Below are 16,415 nucleotides of genomic sequence, written 5' to 3'. Positions count from 1 at the left end.
GGATCAGCTCCTGCGCGCCTGCGCCGCGACGGACGCCGCGACGGAGAGGTCCGGCTCGGACTCGGGCTCCCGGTGCTCCCGGAGTACGACGAGGCTCCGCGTGCCGAGCGGGAACGACCCGCCCGCCTCGACGGTGCCGTCCTCGTCGGCCGCGCCCCCGGTGTCGATGACGACGTCCCAGGCCTCGGCGTACTCCAGGGGTGGGAGCGTCACCTCGGTGTCGCCGTCGGCGTTGAAGTAAAGCAGGAAGTGGTCGTCCTTGATGACCTCGCCGCGGGCGTCGCGGCCGGCGATGCCGTTGCCGTTGAGGTACATCCCGATCGCCTTCGACCCCGACTGCCAGTCGTCGTCCTCCATGGGCCGGCCGTCGAGGTGCAGCCAGACGATGTCGTCGAGGCGCTCGCCGTACGCCCCACGGACCTCCTCGCCGGTGAAGAAGCGCTTGCGGCGGAAGGTCGGGTGCTGCGCGCGCAGGCGCGAGACCGCGGCGGTGAACTCGACCAGCGGCGCGTCGACCTCGTCCCAGTGCACCCAGCTCAGCTCGGAGTCCTGGGCATAGGTGTTGTTGTTGCCCTGCTGGGTGCGGCCGAGCTCGTCGCCGTGCAGCAGCATCGGCACGCCCTGGCTGAGCAGCAGGGTCGCGATGAAGTTCCGCTGCTCGCGGGCACGGAGCGCGAGCACCTCCGGGTCGTCGGTCGGACCCTCGACCCCGTGGTTCCAGGACCGGTTGTGGCTCTCGCCGTCGTTGTTGTCCTCGCCGTTGGCCTCGTTGTGCTTCTCGTTGTAGGAGACCAGGTCGCGCAGCGTGAAGCCGTCGTGGGCGGTGACGAAGTTGATGCTGGCGAAGGGCCGGCGCCCGGACCGCTCGTAGAGGTCGGAGGAGCCGGCGATCCGCGAGGCGAACTCGCCGAGCGCGGGCTCGCCGCGCCAGAAGTCGCGGACCGTGTCGCGGTACTTGCCGTTCCACTCCGTCCACTGCGGGGGGAAGCCGCCGACCTGGTAGCCGCCCGGGCCGACGTCCCACGGCTCCGCGATCAGCTTCACCTGCGAGACGACCGGGTCCTGCTGCACGAGCTCGAAGAAGGTCGCCAGCCGGTCGACGTCGTAGAACTCGCGCGCCAGCGTCGAGGCCAGGTCGAAGCGGAACCCGTCGACGTGCATCTCGGTGACCCAGTAGCGCAGCGAGTCCATGATCAGCTGCAGCGAGTGCGGGTGTCGGACGTTGAGGGTGTTCCCGGTGCCCGTGTAGTCCATGTAATAGCGCGCGTCGTCCTCGACGAGGCGGTAGTAGGCCTGGTTGTCGATGCCCTTGAAGGACAGCGTCGGCCCGAGGTGGTTGCCCTCGGCGGTGTGGTTGTAGACCACGTCGAGGATCACCTCGATCCCCGCCTCGTGCATCGCCTTGACCATCGCCTTGAACTCCTGGACCTGCTGGCCCAGGGCACCCTCGCCGCGCGCTGCGCTGTAGTCCTCGTGCGGCGCGAAGAACCCGAGGGTGTTGTAGCCCCAGTAGTTGCGCAGCCCCTTCTCCTGCAGCGTGCTGTCCTGGACGAACTGGTGCACGGGCATGAGCTCGATGGCCGTGATCCCGAGCTTCTGAAGGTGCTCGACGACGGCCGGGTGCGCTAGCCCGGCGTACGTTCCTCGGATGTCCTCGGGGACGTCCGGGTGCAGCCGGGTCAGGCCCTTGACGTGCGCCTCGTAGACGACCGAGTCGTTGTACGGCGTCCGCGGGCGACGGTCGCCCTCCCAGTCGAAGAACGGGTTGATGACGACGCCGTAGGTCATGTGCGGCGCCGAGTCGTCGTCGTTGCGCGAGTCCTCGTCACCGAAGTCGTAGGAGAACAGCGCCTGGTCCCAGTCGATCTCGCCGCTGGTCGCCTTGGCGTACGGGTCCAGCAGCAGCTTGCTGGGGTTGCAGCGCAGGCCCTGGGCCGGGTCCCACGGCCCGTGCACGCGGTAGCCGTAGCGCTGGCCCGGCTGCACCTGCGGCAGGTAGCAGTGCCAGACGTAGGCGTCGACCTCGGTCAGCTCGACCCTGGTCTCGGTGCCGTCGGCGTCGAAGAGGCACAACTCGACCCGGTCCGCGACCTCGCTGAAGAGGGCGAAGTTGGTGCCGGCGCCGTCGTACGTCGCGCCCAGGGGGTAGGCGTCGCCGGGCCAGATCTCGAGGGTGGGGCTGTCGTCGCTCACGGAGAGCGTGTACCCACTGCCGTCCCCGCCGGACCGGGTCCGGCGGGCGACGTTCGTCTCGTCCTGGCGTGGCCGCGGTCAGCCGACCGGGGGACTCTCGTGCTGCCGGTGGATGCCGATGGTGTCCAGCACCTCCCCGTCCTCGTCGTACGCCGTCACGGTCGCGGCCTCGTACTCCGACCGGCTCAGGGTCACGCCCTCGGGCAGCCAGAACATGGCGACCCGGTCGGTGACCGCCGCCTCGTAGGTCGTGCCGCCCGCCTCGATGGTGACCCGGTCGACGGAGGGCGAGATCTCGATCATCCCCGCGATCTCGAACACGGGCCCCTGCGGTCCGTCGTCGCGCGTCATGAACGCGTGCCGGAGGTGCCTCCCGGCCGGCAGGTGCCACCGCTCGCGCGCCAGTCCCGTCGGGTGCTCCGCGCCGGCCCCCGACGCCCGCGGCGGGCTCCACCAGCAGTTCACGACCTCCTCGCCGAGGTCGTAGACCACGATCGTGTGACGCGCGCGGCTCTGACCCGCCACCGGCGATGGGAGCGTCGCGGTCGTGATGTCGTCCCACGCGCCGCGGACGGACGAGGAGCAGTCGCGGAGGACGTCGTCGGCCACCTCGGGGTCGAGGTTGACCAGCTCCGGACCCCAACCGGCGGCGTACGACGTCGTCGGCGTGAGTGGGGCGCTCCCCGGCGGCAGGATCGTCGCGAGGCCGATGGCCCCGACGGCACCGAGCGCGGCGATGCTCCCGAGGGCCGTCACGCGCCGGCGGCGCCGCAGTCGGTTGCCGCGGCCGAGCACCTCCCCGGCGGGTCGGCGCATGGTCAGGTGCGCGGTCCCGGCTGCGAGCCGGTCGTGCAGGTCGTCCTCGGTCATCGCTGTGTCCTCTCGGAGTGGGTGAGGTGTGAGCGGAGCGTCGCGATCGCCTTGTGGAGCTGCGAGGCCACCGTCCCCGGCGCGATGCCGAGGCGGGAGGCCGTCTGCTCCGTGCTGAGGTCGAGGAGGTAGCGGAGCACCACCACCTCCCGCTGCCGCGGCGGCAGCCGGCGCACGGCCGAGAGCAGGTCGGTGCGGTCCGCACCGTCCTCGTGGACCTCGTCCGGAGGCGTCGACGCGGGCGACTCGCGCCGCCGCTTGCGCCACCACGAGATGTTGGCGTTCACGGCGGTGCGAACGACCCACGCCTCGGGTGCGCCGAGTCGTCGTACCTTCCCCCAGTGCGACCAGGCCCGGGCGAAGGCCTCGGCCACCGCCTCCTCGGCCTCGTCGGGCCGCAGCCCCGACGCGACCGCAGCGCGCAGGCACCGGTCCCGGTGTCCCACGTAGAACTCGCTGAACTCGCTGTCGCTCACACCCCGATGACGCACGGGCGTGATGATCCCTTGCCTCGGCCGCGAGACTCGTTGGTTACCAACCAGTAGGATCCGGCGCATGAAGCGCGAGATCTACGACGAGGACCACGAGGCGTTCCGGGCATCGGTCAAGGAGTTCCTCGACCGGTCGGTCATCCCGCACGTCGAGCAGCACGCCGCCGAGAAGGCGATCCCCCGGGAGTTCTGGCGGGAGGCGGGCCGCCAGGGGTTCCTCGGACTGGAGATCCCCGAGGAGTACGACGGCGCCGGCGCGGGCGACTACCGCTTCAACGCCGTCCTGCTGGAGGAGCTCAACAAGGTCAACGCCGCGCTCGGCTCGTGCGTGGGCATCCACGCCGACATCACCGCGCCGTACCTCGTCGAACTGGGGACGGAGGAGCAGAAGCGGCGCTGGCTGCCGGGTGTGGCCTCCGGCGAGATCCTGCTCGCGATCGGCATGACCGAGCCGTCCGGTGGCTCGGACCTGGCCGCGCTGAAGACCACGGCAGTGCGCGACGGCGACGACTGGGTGATCAACGGCTCCAAGACGTTCATCACCAACGGCTACTCCGCCGACCTGGTCCTGGTCGCCGCGCGCACGTCGCCCGAGAAGAAGGCCCGCGGTATCACGCTGTTCGCCGTCGACACGACGCTGCCGGGCTTCAGTCGCGGCCGCAAGCTCGACAAGGTCGGCCAGGACGAGTCCGACACCGCCGAGCTCTTCTTCGAGAACCTGCGCGTCACCGACGCCGAGATCGTCGGCGAGCTCGACGGCGGCTTCATCCACATGATGCAGAAGCTCCCGCAGGAGCGGCTCGGCTGCGCGATCAGCAACGTCGCGCACGCGAAGCAGATCCTCGAGGAGACCATCCAGTACGCCAAGGACCGCCAGGCCTTCGGCCAGTCGATCGGCAACTTCCAGCACAACAAGTTCCTGCTCGCCGAGCAGGTCACCGCGATCGAGGTCGCCGAGGCGTTCATCGACCGCTGCGTCGTCCAGCACGACGCGGGCGAGCTGACCCCGGTCGACGCCGCGAAGGCCAAGTGGTGGAGCTCGCAGGTCCAGAACGACGTCCTCGACCACTGCGTCCAGCTGCACGGCGGCTACGGCTTCATGAACGAGTACCGCGTCGCCCGTGCGTGGCGCGACGCCCGCGTCTCCAAGATCTGGGCCGGCTCCAACGAGATCATGAAGGAGCTGATCGGGAGGGACCTCGGCCTGTAGCCGACCCTGCCCTTCCTTGCGGGCGATACGACGCGGCGCGACGATGCGGGCATGACGACGGAGGTGCCGGCCGACGTGCCCGCGGAGCCACGCGCGCAGCGCCACGACGACGAGCCGCACGAGCAGGGGCTGAACAACCGCCTGAACTGGCTGCGTGCGGGGGTTCTCGGCGCCAACGACGGCATCGTCTCGACGGCGGGCATCGTGATGGGCGTCGCCGGCGCGACCACCGACCGCAACGCGATCCTGGTCGCCGGCGTGGCCGGGCTGGCGGCGGGCGCGCTGAGCATGGGCGCGGGGGAGTACGTCTCGGTCAGCACCCAGCGCGACTCCGAGCTCGCGCTGCTCGCGAAGGAGCGCCGCGAGCTCGCTGAGGACCCCGCCGACGAGCTGGAGGAGCTCGCCTCCCTCTACGTCGACCGCGGGCTCACCGAGGACCTGGCGCTCCAGGTCGCCGAGCAGCTCACGGCGTACGACGCCCTCGGCGCGCACGCGGAGGTCGAGCTGGGCATCGACCCCGACGACATCACGAGCCCGTGGAACGCGGCGCTCGCCTCGACGCTCGCGTTCACCATCGGCGCCCTGCTGCCGCTGCTCACGATCACGCTCGTCGTCGCGGACGCCCGGGTCGGGGTCACGGTCGCCTCGGTCCTGCTCGCGCTCGCCCTGACCGGCTGGGCCAGCGCGCGGTTCGGTTACGGCCCCGCGGGCCGCGCCGTGGTGCGCAACGTGCTCGGCGGTGCCTTCGCGATGGCGGTCACGTACGGCATCGGGACGCTGCTCGGCACGCAGGTCTGAGGCGTCGGCCGGGGAGCGGAACGGGACGTCCGGAGGCCGCAATTGCAGCCGTTAGGCAGGTTCTGGCGCGATCACCATGTCCGGGGGCCGCAATTGCGGCCGTCGGGCGGGCGGGGCGGCGGGGCGACCGGGTGCTCAGTGCCGCCGCGGTCCGGAGCGGCCGTCGCCCATCCGGCGCAAGGACTCGACGAGGTCCTCGGCCGGGACGTCGTCGTCGTGGCGCAGCTTCTGCAGCACCGCCTGCGGCAGTGCGTCGAGGCCGCGCACCTCCTGGTGCAGGCGCTCCATCGTGGTGTCGAGCGTGAAGGCGGTCTCGGCCGCCTCGCGCAGACCGTCGAGGAGCTCGGCGGGGATCTCGCGGCGGTACTTGTAGTAGATCTTGTGCTCCAGGCTCGCCCAGAAGTCCATGGCGACCGTGCGCAGCTGAACCTCGACCACGACCGGCACCACGCCACCCGAGAGGAACACCGGCACCTCGACCAGCACGTGCAGGCTGCGGTAGCCGTTCTGCTTCGGCTGGGCGATGTAGTCGCGGACCTCGACCGTCCGGACGTCCTGCTGGGCGGTCAGCAGGTCGAAGACCTGGTAGACGTCCGAGACGAAGCTGCAGGTCACGCGGACGCCGGCGATGTCGGTGACCCGCCGCCGGACCTCGTCGTACGCCGCCGGCCCGTCGAGGTCGATGCCCTTGCGCTGGATCTTCTCGACCAGGCTCTCGTGGGTCTTCAGCCGCGAGGAGACGGTCTCGATCGGGTTGTAGTCGTGCAGGTGGGCGAACTCGTCGCGCAGGATGCTCAGCTTGGTGACCACTTCGTCCATGCCGAACTTGTGCTCCAACAGGAACCTGCGGAACTCGTCGTCCCAGAGCGCCACGGTCACCCCGCCAGCGTACGCACGGAAACTGGGAGGCTCCTGTGCCCCCTCCCGACCTACCATCGCTCCGTGGTCCCCACCCGTCACCTGCCGGCCCTCGTGGTCGGCCGGTCCCTCGCCCTCACCGGCCCGAAGGCGTGACCGGCACCCGCATGTTCGCGGCGGTCGTGCCGCCGGAGGAGGTGGTCGAGCACCTCGACGCCTTCCTGGACGTACGGCGCGCCGCCGGGCCGTTCCGCTGGGCTCCGGCGGAGCAGCTGCACGTGACCGTCGCGTTCTATGCGGAGGTTCCCGACCGGGCGCTCGACGACCTGGCCGAGCGGCTCGGCCGGGCCGCGGGGCGTCGTACGCCCTTCGAGACGAGGATCGCGGGTGGCGGCGCGTTCCCGCACGTCGCCGGCGCCCGGGTGCTCTGGGCCGGGCTGGTCCTCGACGACGAGGGACGCACCGAGCTCGACCGTCTCGCGACCGGTGCCCGCGCGGCCGCGAGCCGGGCAGGGGTCGCGGTCGACGGTCAGCGCTTCCGCCCGCACGTCACCCTCGCCCGGCTCCGTCATCCCGACGAGGTCAGTGACTGGGTGCGGCTGCTCGACGCGTACGACGGCCCCGCGTGGACGGTCGACCGGCTGAGCCTGGTGGCGTCGTACCTCGGCGAGGGTCCGCGCGGCCGGCCGCGCTACGAGACGGTGGCCGAGCTCCCGCTGGGCTGACCGCGTGTTCCCCGCCCGTGCTGTCGGCGTCATGGCCTAGGTTGACCGGGGTGAGGATCGCGGTCGTCCGGGAGACCCGCGAGGGCGAGGCGCGGGTCGCGCTGGTGCCCGAGCTGGTCGGGAAGCTGACGGCGCTGGGCCATGACGTGGACATCGAGCCCGGCGCGGGTCGTCGCGCCCTGATCAGCGACGAGGAGTACCTCGAGGCCGGCGCGGGCGTCGATCCCGACGCGCTCGCCCACGCCGACCTGGTGGTGTCGGTGCAGCCGCCGAACCCCGAGCAGGTGCGCCGTCTGCGGGAGGGCGCGCTCACGGTCTCCTTCCTGCCGACGACCCAGGAGCCCGGTCTGGTCGCCGACCTGCGTGACGTCGGCGCCACGGCCTTCGCGATGGAGCTCGTGCCGCGGATCTCGCGCGCGCAGAGCATGGACGCCCTCTCGTCGCAGGCCCTGGTGGCGGGCTACCGCTGCGCCGTGGTCGCGGCCGGGATGCTGCGCCGCTTCTTCCCGCTCAACATGACCGCGGCCGGGACCGTCCCGCCCGCCGAGGTCGTCGTGCTCGGTGCGGGCGTGGCCGGGCTGCAGGCGATCGCCACCGCGCGCCGACTCGGCGCCGTCGTCAAGGCGTACGACGTCCGTCCCGCCGCCGCCGAGGAGATCCGCTCGATGGGAGCCCAGGCGATCGACCTCGACCTGCCCGCGCTGGAGGGGGCCGGCGGCTACGCCCGCGAGATGACCGAGGACCGCGCCGCGTTGCAGATGCAGCTGCTGGCGCCGTACGTCGCCGCGGCGGACGCGCTGATCACGACCGCGGCGGTGCCCGGCCGGGCCGCGCCGCTGCTGGTCAGCGCCGCGATGGTGGAGGCGATGCGGCCCGGGTCGGTGGTGGTGGACCTGGCGGCCGAGAGCGGCGGCAACGTCGAGGGCGCGGTGGCCGGCGAGGTCGTGCGGATCGGCAACGCCCAGGTCTGGGGCGGGCGCAACGTCGCCGCGCAGATGCCCGGTCCGGCGTCGCGGCTCTACGCCCAGAACGTCGTCGCGCTGGTCACCCTGATGTCCGTCGACGGGACCCTGGCTCCCGACCTCGACGACGAGATCCTGGCGGGCTGCTGCGTCACCCGCGGCGGCCGGATCCTGCACGAGCCGACCCGACTGCTGGTGGAGGGGGCGTGATCACGTGAGCGAGCCCGTCGTCTGGCTGACGATCTTCGTGCTGAGCGTCTTCGTCGGCGTCGAGGTGATCGCCAAGGTGTCCTCGACCCTGCACACCCCGCTGATGTCGGGGGCCAACGCCATCCACGGGGTGATCCTGCTCGGGGCCGTCATCGTCACCGGCGCCACCGACAACACCGTCGCCCTCGTGGTCGGCCTGGTCGCGATCGTGCTGGCCGCCGTCAACATGGTCGGCGGGTTCGTCGTGACCGACCGGATGCTGCAGATGTTCGTGCGCCGCAGGCCGTCCGACCGGCAGGACGGCCGCGGATGATCCCCACCTGGGCACAGCTGGTCTACCTCGGCTGCGCGGTCGCCTTCATCCTCGCTCTCAAGGGACTGGCCGGTCCCCGCACCGCGCGGGCCGGGAACCTGATCGGCGCCGGGGCGGCCGTCGTCGCCGTGGCGACGCCGTTCTTCTACCTCGACCTCGACCACGTCCCGCTGATCCTGGCGGCGGTCGCGATCGGCTCGGTGATCGGCGTGGTGGGCGCGCGGCGGGTGCAGATGACCCAGATGCCGCAGATGGTGGCGCTGTTCAACGGCGTCGGCGGCGGGGCGGCGGCGCTCGTCGCGCTGGTCGAGCTCTACGAGATGGGTCCGCACGCCGAGGAGGTCGGCTGGTTCACGCTGGCCGCGACGGCGTTCACGATCCTGGTGGGCTCGGTGTCGTTCTCGGGCTCGGCGGTGACCTTCGCCAAGCTCCAGGAGCTGATGACCTCGCGGCCGGTGGTGTTCCCCGGACTGCCCGTCGTCTTCGGGCTGGCCGGGATCGCCGGGATCGCGCTCGGTGTGCTCGTCGTGACCGATCCCGGGGTCTCGTTCGGCATCCCGCTCGCGCTGCTGGGACTGCTGGTCGGCGTCCTGCTGGTGCTGCCGGTCGGCGGCGCCGACGTACCCATCGTGATCTCGCTGCTCAACGCCTTCACCGGCCTGACCGTGGCGGCCGGCGGCTACGTGCTCGGCAACGTCGTGCTCCTCGTCGCCGGCACGCTCGTCGGCGCCTCCGGCACGTTCCTCACCCTGCTGATGGCGCGGGCGATGGGCCGCTCGGTGTCCAACATCCTCTTCGGCGCGCTGCGGGGCGGGTCGACCCTCGGCGCCGGCGAGGCCTCCGACCGGCCGGTCCGCAGCGCCGGACCCGAGGACGTCGCGATCCTGCTCGGGTACGCCGAGCGCGTCATCATCGTGCCGGGCTACGGGCTCGCCGTCGCGCAGGCCCAGCACACGCTGCGCGAGCTGGTCGACGTCCTGCTGACCCGGGGCGCGCGGGTCGACTACGCCATCCACCCGGTGGCCGGCCGGATGCCCGGCCACATGAACGTGCTGCTCGCCGAGGCCCAGGTGCCCTACGACCAGCTGGTCGAGATGGACGACATCAACGGCGAGTTCAAGCACACCGACGTGGTGCTCGTCGTCGGCGCCAACGACGTCGTGAACCCCGCCGCCAAGACGACCCCCGGCGCCCCGATCTACGGCATGCCGATCCTCGACGTCGACGAGGCGCGGCAGGTGGTCTTCCTCAAGCGCTCGATGCGGCCCGGCTTCGCCGGCATCGAGAACGAGCTGCTCTTCGACCCCCGCACCACGCTGCTCTTCGGGGACGCCAAGGACTCGCTCGCGAAGGTGCTCAGCGCGGTCAAGGGCCTGTGACCCTCGCGCGGTCCGCTCGTTGAGCGGGCATGACCGACGATGACGAGGAGCGGCGCGGCCGCGCCGACGGGCACCGCTACGAGGCTCCCGAGTCCGACGAGGAGCGCCGCAGCAAGGAGTGGGCGTACGCCGCCCTCGGCGTGCTGTTCGTCGTGCTGATGATCCTGATCGCCACCGGGACGGTGCCGATCTTCCCGCACTGAGTCGGGCGGGGCGGGGGTGTCGAGGTCGGCGGGTCCCGCTGCAGGTTCATCACGGTATGCAGACGGACTCGCACCTCCCACGGCGTACCCACCGTGGGATCTGTCAGCTCGTCTGCATACCGTGATGAGCCTGCAATCGCGCGAGCCTCAGCCCGCGATGCCGTACATCCGGTCCCCGGCGTCCCCGAGCCCGGGCACGATGTAGCCCTTCTCGTTGAGCCGCTCGTCCATGGCCGCGGTCACGACCGTGACGGGGACGCTGAGTCCGTCGAGCTGCTTCTCGAGCCGGGCGCAGCCCTCGGGCGCGGCGAGCAGGCAGATGGCGGTGATGTCGTCGGCACCGCGGTCGGTGAGGAACTTGATCGCCGCGGCGAGGGTGCCGCCGGTGGCCAGCATCGGGTCGAGGAGGTAGCACTGGCGCCCGGACAGGTCGTCGGGGAGGCGCTCGGCGTACGTCGAGGCCTCCAGCGTCTCCTCGTTGCGCAGCATCCCCAGGAACCCGACCTCGGCCGTGGGCAGCAGCCGCATCATCCCGTCGAGCATGCCGAGGCCCGCGCGCAGGATCGGCACGACCAGCGGCTTGGGCGTCGCCAGCCGCACCCCGGTGGTGGGGGAGACGGGGGTGACGATCTCGACCTGGTCGACCCGGACGTCGCGGGTGGCCTCGTACGCCAGCAGCGTCACCAGCTCGTCGGTGAGGCTGCGGAACGTCGGGGAGTCGGTCTTGGCGTCCCGCAGCGTCGTGAGCTTGTGGGAGACGAGCGGGTGGTCCACGACGTGGGTACGCATAGCCCGAACCCTAGATGACCTGGGGGTGACGGCTCTGCATAAGGGCTGGCTCCCCGGGCGGTGGTCTGCCACTCTGGAGATCCACCCCGTTGGACGTGCCCAGGATCCGGAGGAGTGCCATGGTCGACCAGTTCGACGACGTGGACTTCGCGATCGCCGCCTTCCGCGAGGAGGGCGCCTGGACCGTGCAGGAGCTGACCCGCCACCACCTGGTCGACGTCGAGACCCTGGCCGACGCGCTGCGCCGGCTGCCGGGCGACTCCGGCGCCGTCGGGATGGTCGCGATGGACGAGGACTTCTTCCTCGTCGTCCGGGTCGCCGGGCCGGCGACCCGGGTGCTGCTCTCCGACGTCACCGCGGCCGACGAGTGGGACCTCGCCGCCTCGGCGGTCGACTTCCTCGGCCTGCCCCAGCCCGAGGACGAGGACGAGCAGGTCCCGGCGGGCGACCTGGAGCTCCTCGCCGACCTCGGCATGCACCCGATGGACCTCGGGGTGCTGCTCGACGACTTCGACCTCTACCCCGACGAGATGCTGTCCGACATCGCGCGCCGGGTCGGGTTCGGCGAGCTGTTCGACGACGTCGTGGGTCTGACCAGCGCCTGAGCGCCCGACAACGAGCGACGCCCTACGCTGGGCCGGTGCCGCACGACCGCTGGCGCGAGCCGATGCTCGCCGCACTCGCCGAGGCGCGGGCAGCGCTCGCGACCGACGACGTACCGATCGGCGCCGTCGTCGTCGGTCCCGACGGAGACCTCCTCGCCACGGGGCGCAACGTGCGGGAGGCGGACGCCGACCCAACCGGCCACGCGGAGGTCGTCGCGCTGCGCGCCGCCGCCCGGGCGCGGGGTGAGTGGCGGCTGGACGGCTGCACCCTGGTGGTGACCCTCGAGCCCTGCACGATGTGCGCCGGCGCCGCGGTCCTGGCCCGCGTCGACCGCGTCGTCTTCGGCGCCCACGATCCCAAGGCGGGGGCGGTCGGCAGCCTGTGGGACGTCGTCCGCGACCGGCGCCTCAACCACCGCCCGGAGGTGCTGGCGGGCCTGCTCGCCGAGGAGTCCGGCGTACTCCTGGACGGGTTCTTCCGCACCCACCGTCGCTGAGCGCCGACTGTTCATCCCCTATTCAGAGGGCAGTTTGAGCATGTGGCTGACTCTCTCAGGATCGGGATGCAGAATGGTCCGGTGCGAATTCGGGCGATGGGAGCGGCGGCGGGTGTGCTCGCCGTGACGGCCCTTGCCCTGCCGCTGCACGGCACGGGACCGGCGCAGGCCGCGTCGACGACGACCAGCGTGGTGCGCGGCACCGCCTTCCCCGATCCGCAGGTGGCCCAGCTCTCGCTCGCCGGCTGCGCGACGATGGGTGGGGTCGCCCAGCAGTCGCCGCAGGCCTTCATCGGCACCGGCGTCGCCGCGCCGCCCTCGGGCAAGCGCAGCCTGGGCTACTCCCTCACCGGCGGCAGCGCCGTCGGGGCGCTCTTCCAGCGGCCGTCGATGGCCGCCACGACCACCGCCGACCTCCAGGTGTACGCCGAGCGGGCCTCGTCCGCGGTCGTGTACGCCGGCTACCAGGAGCCCGCCGACGACGGCACGGTCCGGGTCTGGGTCGGACGTGCCACCGTCCCGGTGTCCTCCGGCGCCTGGCAGCAGGTCTCCGCGATCGGGCTCGGTTTCACCTGGACCAAGCGCGACCTCGGCACCGGCGCCGAGCTGCAGCAGGGCGGGACGGCGTCGATCGCGACGTTCATGGCCGCGCACGGCGGCGACGGGTCCGGCTTCTACTCGATCGGTGCCGGCTGCGGCGGCGGCAAGGTCTCGCTCGACACGTTCCGGGTCGGTACGGCGAGCGCCATCCGCGCCTTCGACCTCGAGGGTCTCGCGACCAGTACGTCGATCAGCGGCACCCGCGAGGTGGCCGCCGGTGAGCCGGCGAAGCTCACCGGGACGCTCCGCGACCAGAACGGCGCGCGCATCGCCCGCGCGACCCTGGTCCTGGAGCAGCGCACCGGCGACGGACCCTGGAAGACGGTCTACCGCGACGAGGCGGAGCGGAACCCGGTCGTCGTCGACGCCTCGGGTGCCGACCCGGTCGTCGAGGTGACGCCGGACGAGACCACGTCGTACCGCTTCCGGTTCGCCGACCGGCCGCTCGCCGAGGGCAGCGCCTCCGCGCCGTTCGAGGTGACCGTGGCCGACGGGAAGGACGAGGCCACGCCGCCGGCCGCCGAGGAGTCGGAGAAGCCGAAGAAGGCCCCCGCTCCGTCGGACGCGCCGGAGGCCCCGGCGCCCTCCAGCACGCCGGCCGCGCCGGCGCCGAGCGGGCCCGCGAAGCCCAGCGCGTCCACCAGCGACGAGCCCGCGCCGGAGCAGAAGCCGGACGAGCAGCCCAGCGAGAAGCCCGACCCGACGCCGTCGCCCGATGCGTCGACCAGCACGCCGGCCGCGCCCGAGTCGACCGAGCCCGCGGCCGACGCGGCGACCCCCGCCGGCTGAGCGTTCCTCAGTCGACCGCTGCGACCAGGTCGAGCACGTCCCGGGCGCAGCCCCACCCGACGGTGATCCCGGAGCCGCCGTGGCCGTAGTCGTGGACGACCGGGACCGGCAGCAGGGTGTCGTCGCGCTCGACCCGGATCGCCGGGCGACCCGGCCGTAGCCCGACGAGGCTCTCCAGCGCCTCGGCGCCCGCCAGGGCCGGGACGATGTCGGCGCAGCGCGCCAGGATGGCCTCGGTCTCGGCCGGGTCCGGGTCGGTGTCCCAGACGCCCGCGTCCAGGGTGCCGCCGAGGATGCAGTCGGTGGTGCGCGGGTGCACGTAGGCGCGGCCATCGGGGTGGTGCTCGTCGCGCACCGACAGGTCGAGGCCGGGGTTCGCGACCCGGACGATCTGCCCGCGCACCGGGAACACCGTGTCGTCGCCGACCAGCGCACCGGCCGCCAGCCCGGCCGCGTTGACGACGAGGTCGGGGGCCACGTCGAGGACGTCGTCGAGCCGCTCGAGGCGTCGTACGACGAAGGTGCCGCCGGCGCGGGCCACGGAGGCCCGGAGGTGCGGCAGGTAGCGCGGCATCTCCACCAGCGGGACGGCGTACCGGAGCCCGGCGGGGTAGGCCGGGGGCAGCTCGTCGGGCCGGGCCGGGCGTACGTCGCCGACCGCCGCGGCCCAGTTCGGGAGCGGTGCGTCCGGCTCGGGGTGCTCGCGCAGCAGCGTGAGCGACTCCCGCATCACCACGCCGGGTACGCCGGCCGCCGCCTCGGCGACCAGGGCGTCGTACGTCGTGGCGCCCCAGCGGGCGACGGCGTCGGCCGGTCCCGCGGCCGTGGGGAACCACACCGCGGCCGCGAGGGCGGACGTGGTCCGCTCGACCGGGTCCGCCGTGACGACGACGACCTCGTGGCCGGCCCGGAGGAGCAGCGTGGCGCAGCTCAGACCGCTGACGCCCGACCCGACGATGACGATGCGCATGCACCCAGCGTGCCCGAATCGGTCGGGAATGGGTCGATGAGGTCGATGTCTGTAGCGTGCAGTAGTACCCGACCGGTCCGCAGGGCCAGGCAGGAACACATGAGCTCTCTCGGAACCACCCTGTCCCCGGCCGAGCCGGACCCCGTCGTCGAGCCCGACCGGCCCGGTCTGGGCACCATCGTGAAGCGGGTGTCGCTCAGTCTGCTGATCGCCTGCCTCGTCCCGGCCGGGCTGTTCTGCTCCATCACCGTGCTTGCGGGGGTCTGGCCGGCGATCCTCGCCGCGCTCGCGTGGTCGTACGGCGCGATCGCGTGGCGCGCGGCGACCGGTCGCCGTACCTCCGGGCTGTTGATCCTGATCGCGATCGTGCTGACCGGACGGACCCTGGTGGCGCTGGTCGCGGACAGCACGTTCCTGTACTTCCTGCAGCCGATCATCAGCGACGGCGTGGTCGCGACGGCCTTCCTGCTGTCCCTGGCGACCGCGCGACCGCTGGTCGCCCGGCTGGCCGGCGACTTCTACCCGATGGACCACGAGCTGCACCTGCGGCCGCGGATCCGCGCGCTCTTCTGGCGTCTGACGCTGCTGTGGGCGCTGCTGTGCCTCGGCAAGGCCGGCGCCACCCTGTGGATGCTGCTCGCCCTCGACGTCGAGACCTTCGTCCTGGTCCGCGACGCCTCCCTGCAGACCCTCAACGTCCTCGCCGTCGCCGGCACCATCGCCCTGGCCGTCCGCGTTGCCCGCAAGGAGGGCCTCCTCGGTCCGCACGCGCTCCCGGCCTGACGCCGGGTCGCGCAGCCCGGGCCTCAGTCCAGGGTGGAGGCGCGGGCGACGAGCTCGGGGGTGAACAGGACCTGGCGGTGCTGGTGGGCGGCGTTGGTCGCCTCGTCGAGGACCAGCTCGGCGGCGGTGCGGCCCAGCTCCTGGCGGGGCTGCCGCACGGAGGTGAGGGGTACGGCGGCCGCGGCCGCGAAGACGATGTCGTCGTAGCCGACGATGGCGAGCTGCTCGGGGACCCGGACGCCGGAGCCGATCGCCTGCTGGAGCAGGCCGAGGGCGAGCAGGTCGTTGGCGCAGAAGGCGGCCGTGGGACGACGGCTCGACGGGAGGCCGGCGAGCCGCTGGCCGGCGCTGCGGCCCTCGCGTACGTCGAGCGCCTCGGTGGCCAGGACGACCAGGTCGTCGTCGGGCATGCCGGCGTCGGCCCAGGCCTGGCGGGCGCCCTCGAGGCGGTCACGGACCTGGCCGAGGTGCAGCGGACCGCCGATGAAGGCCACCCGGGTGTGGCCGCGGTCCAGGAGGTGCTCGACCGCGAGCCGGCCGCCGAGCTGGTCGTCGACGGCGACGGAGCAGAACGACTGGTCGTCGCGGGTGCGGTCGACGATCACGAGCGGGGTGCCGCGGCGTCGTACCTCTTCGAGCAGGGGCGACTCCGGCTCGACCGGCGTGACCAGGACGCCCTGGACGCGCTGCTGCTGGAGCAGCGCGAGGTGGGCCTCCTCGCGGGAGGCGCCGTTGCCGCTGTTGCAGAGCACCAGGGACAGCTCGGCGGCGTCGGCGGCGGACTCGATGCCCTGGGCGACGTCGGTGAAGAAGGGGTTCGAGGCGTCGAGCATCACGTAGGCGAGCGTCCGGCTGGTGCCGGCCCGCAGCTGGCGCGCCGACTCGTTGCGCACGAACCCGAGGTCGGTCATCGCGGCCTGCACCCGCGCACGCGTCGCGGCGCTGACCCGGTCGGGCCGGTTGAGCACGTTGGAGACCGTCCCGAGCGAGACGCCGGCCGCTGCGGCGACGTCCTTCACGGACGCGGCGCGTCCTGTCTGCGTGACCACCTGACCTCCTCGGCCGAGCGCTCCGAGTCCGTCGGAGCTGTTGAAACGTTGCGCGCAGCCTAGACCTCACGGTCGTTCCGGGCGGAACATCTCGATTTCTACGTCATTTCCGGTTCATTTC

18 protein-coding genes are annotated in these 16,415 nt (G+C 72.4%); 11 read left to right on the top strand and 7 right to left on the bottom strand.

Annotated features, from left to right (window positions below; genetic code table 11):
• Positions 1-3: 3 nt before the first annotated feature.
• The 3 genes from glgX to VMF51_RS06445 all read right to left on the bottom strand — a co-directional run bounded on the left by glgX (position 4) and on the right by VMF51_RS06445 (position 3,539).
• Positions 4-2,193 (bottom strand): glycogen debranching protein GlgX, encoded by a 2,190-nt coding sequence (glgX, locus tag VMF51_RS06455; RefSeq protein ID WP_325473586.1) that lies wholly within the window; start codon positions 2,191-2,193, stop codon positions 4-6.
• A gap of 78 nt (positions 2,194-2,271) precedes the next feature.
• Positions 2,272-3,063: a hypothetical protein gene (locus VMF51_RS06450; RefSeq protein WP_325473585.1), complete on the bottom strand. Its 792-nt coding sequence runs from the start codon at positions 3,061-3,063 to the stop codon at positions 2,272-2,274.
• Complete coding sequence (locus VMF51_RS06445) at positions 3,060-3,539, bottom strand: SigE family RNA polymerase sigma factor (protein ID WP_325473584.1); 480 nt, start codon at positions 3,537-3,539, stop codon at positions 3,060-3,062. The genes VMF51_RS06450 and VMF51_RS06445 overlap by 4 nt, the downstream gene beginning before the upstream one ends.
• Before the next feature lie 79 nt (positions 3,540-3,618).
• Here VMF51_RS06445 and VMF51_RS06440 point away from each other — a divergent pair, with 79 nt between their 5' ends.
• Both VMF51_RS06440 and VMF51_RS06435 read left to right on the top strand, forming a co-directional pair.
• Positions 3,619-4,764: an acyl-CoA dehydrogenase family protein gene (locus VMF51_RS06440; protein WP_325473583.1), complete on the top strand. Its 1,146-nt coding sequence runs from the start codon at positions 3,619-3,621 to the stop codon at positions 4,762-4,764.
• Positions 4,765-4,815: 51 nt separating this feature from the next.
• Complete coding sequence (locus VMF51_RS06435; RefSeq protein ID WP_325473582.1) at positions 4,816-5,562, top strand: VIT family protein; 747 nt, start codon at positions 4,816-4,818, stop codon at positions 5,560-5,562.
• 135 nt (positions 5,563-5,697) lie between these two features.
• On the opposite strand, the gene VMF51_RS06430 is transcribed toward VMF51_RS06435, so the two are convergent.
• Positions 5,698-6,441, bottom strand: coding sequence for a GTP pyrophosphokinase family protein (locus tag VMF51_RS06430; protein WP_325473581.1), 744 nt, complete (start codon positions 6,439-6,441; stop codon positions 5,698-5,700).
• A 131-nt stretch (positions 6,442-6,572) separates the two neighbouring features.
• Between VMF51_RS06430 and thpR the strand changes: the two genes are divergently transcribed.
• Genes thpR through VMF51_RS06405 form a run of 5 tightly spaced genes read left to right on the top strand, consistent with a single transcriptional unit; the run spans position 6,573 to position 10,212 of the window.
• A complete protein-coding gene (gene thpR, locus VMF51_RS06425; protein WP_325473580.1) occupies positions 6,573-7,145 on the top strand; it encodes an RNA 2',3'-cyclic phosphodiesterase in 573 nt (190 codons plus the stop codon).
• Positions 7,146-7,195: 50 nt separating this feature from the next.
• Complete coding sequence (locus VMF51_RS06420) at positions 7,196-8,317, top strand: NAD(P) transhydrogenase subunit alpha (RefSeq protein ID WP_325473579.1); 1,122 nt, start codon at positions 7,196-7,198, stop codon at positions 8,315-8,317.
• Positions 8,318-8,321: 4 nt separating this feature from the next.
• The gene (locus tag VMF51_RS06415) at positions 8,322-8,630 is read left to right on the top strand and encodes an NAD(P) transhydrogenase subunit alpha (protein WP_325473578.1); all 309 of its coding nucleotides are present in this window, start codon (positions 8,322-8,324) and stop codon (positions 8,628-8,630) included.
• Positions 8,627-10,009, top strand: a complete 1,383-nt coding sequence (locus VMF51_RS06410) for an NAD(P)(+) transhydrogenase (Re/Si-specific) subunit beta (RefSeq protein ID WP_325473577.1) — start codon at positions 8,627-8,629, stop codon at positions 10,007-10,009. Before VMF51_RS06415 ends, VMF51_RS06410 begins: the two co-directional genes overlap by 4 nt.
• 29 nt (positions 10,010-10,038) lie before the next feature.
• Positions 10,039-10,212, top strand: a complete 174-nt coding sequence (locus tag VMF51_RS06405) for a hypothetical protein (RefSeq protein WP_325473576.1) — start codon at positions 10,039-10,041, stop codon at positions 10,210-10,212.
• Between the two features lie 147 nt (positions 10,213-10,359).
• Here the strand turns inward: VMF51_RS06405 and upp are convergent, their stop codons facing one another.
• Positions 10,360-11,001 carry a uracil phosphoribosyltransferase gene (gene upp, locus VMF51_RS06400; protein ID WP_325473575.1) on the bottom strand — a complete coding sequence of 214 codons (642 nt, stop codon included), beginning with the start codon at positions 10,999-11,001 and terminating at the stop codon, positions 10,360-10,362.
• Positions 11,002-11,120: 119 nt separating this feature from the next.
• Between upp and VMF51_RS06395 the strand changes: the two genes are divergently transcribed.
• The 3 genes from VMF51_RS06395 to VMF51_RS06385 all read left to right on the top strand — a co-directional run bounded on the left by VMF51_RS06395 (position 11,121) and on the right by VMF51_RS06385 (position 13,492).
• Positions 11,121-11,606 carry a tRNA adenosine deaminase-associated protein gene (locus VMF51_RS06395; RefSeq protein WP_325473574.1) on the top strand — a complete coding sequence of 162 codons (486 nt, stop codon included), beginning with the start codon at positions 11,121-11,123 and terminating at the stop codon, positions 11,604-11,606.
• Between the two features lie 62 nt (positions 11,607-11,668).
• On the top strand, positions 11,669-12,103 hold the full coding sequence (locus VMF51_RS06390; protein WP_325473636.1) for a nucleoside deaminase: 435 nt from the start codon (positions 11,669-11,671) through the stop codon (positions 12,101-12,103).
• Between the two features lie 81 nt (positions 12,104-12,184).
• Positions 12,185-13,492: a hypothetical protein gene (locus tag VMF51_RS06385; protein WP_325473573.1), complete on the top strand. Its 1,308-nt coding sequence runs from the start codon at positions 12,185-12,187 to the stop codon at positions 13,490-13,492.
• Between the two features lie 7 nt (positions 13,493-13,499).
• Here VMF51_RS06385 and VMF51_RS06380 read toward each other — a convergent pair whose 3' ends face one another.
• Complete coding sequence (locus tag VMF51_RS06380; protein WP_325473572.1) at positions 13,500-14,462, bottom strand: FAD-dependent oxidoreductase; 963 nt, start codon at positions 14,460-14,462, stop codon at positions 13,500-13,502.
• 99 nt (positions 14,463-14,561) lie between these two features.
• On the opposite strand from VMF51_RS06380, the gene VMF51_RS06375 reads away from it, so the two are divergent.
• The gene (locus VMF51_RS06375) at positions 14,562-15,245 is read left to right on the top strand and encodes a VC0807 family protein (RefSeq protein WP_325473571.1); all 684 of its coding nucleotides are present in this window, start codon (positions 14,562-14,564) and stop codon (positions 15,243-15,245) included.
• A 23-nt stretch (positions 15,246-15,268) separates the two neighbouring features.
• Here VMF51_RS06375 and VMF51_RS06370 read toward each other — a convergent pair whose 3' ends face one another.
• A complete protein-coding gene (locus VMF51_RS06370) occupies positions 15,269-16,294 on the bottom strand; it encodes a LacI family DNA-binding transcriptional regulator (RefSeq protein ID WP_325473570.1) in 1,026 nt (341 codons plus the stop codon).
• Positions 16,295-16,415: the final 121 nt, after the last annotated feature.

Source organism: Nocardioides sp. (assembly GCF_035503875.1).
GTDB lineage: Bacteria > Actinomycetota > Actinomycetes > Propionibacteriales > Nocardioidaceae > Nocardioides.
Note: the sequence above shows the minus strand (reverse complement) of the source record. Positions and strands in the feature narration are given on the sequence as shown.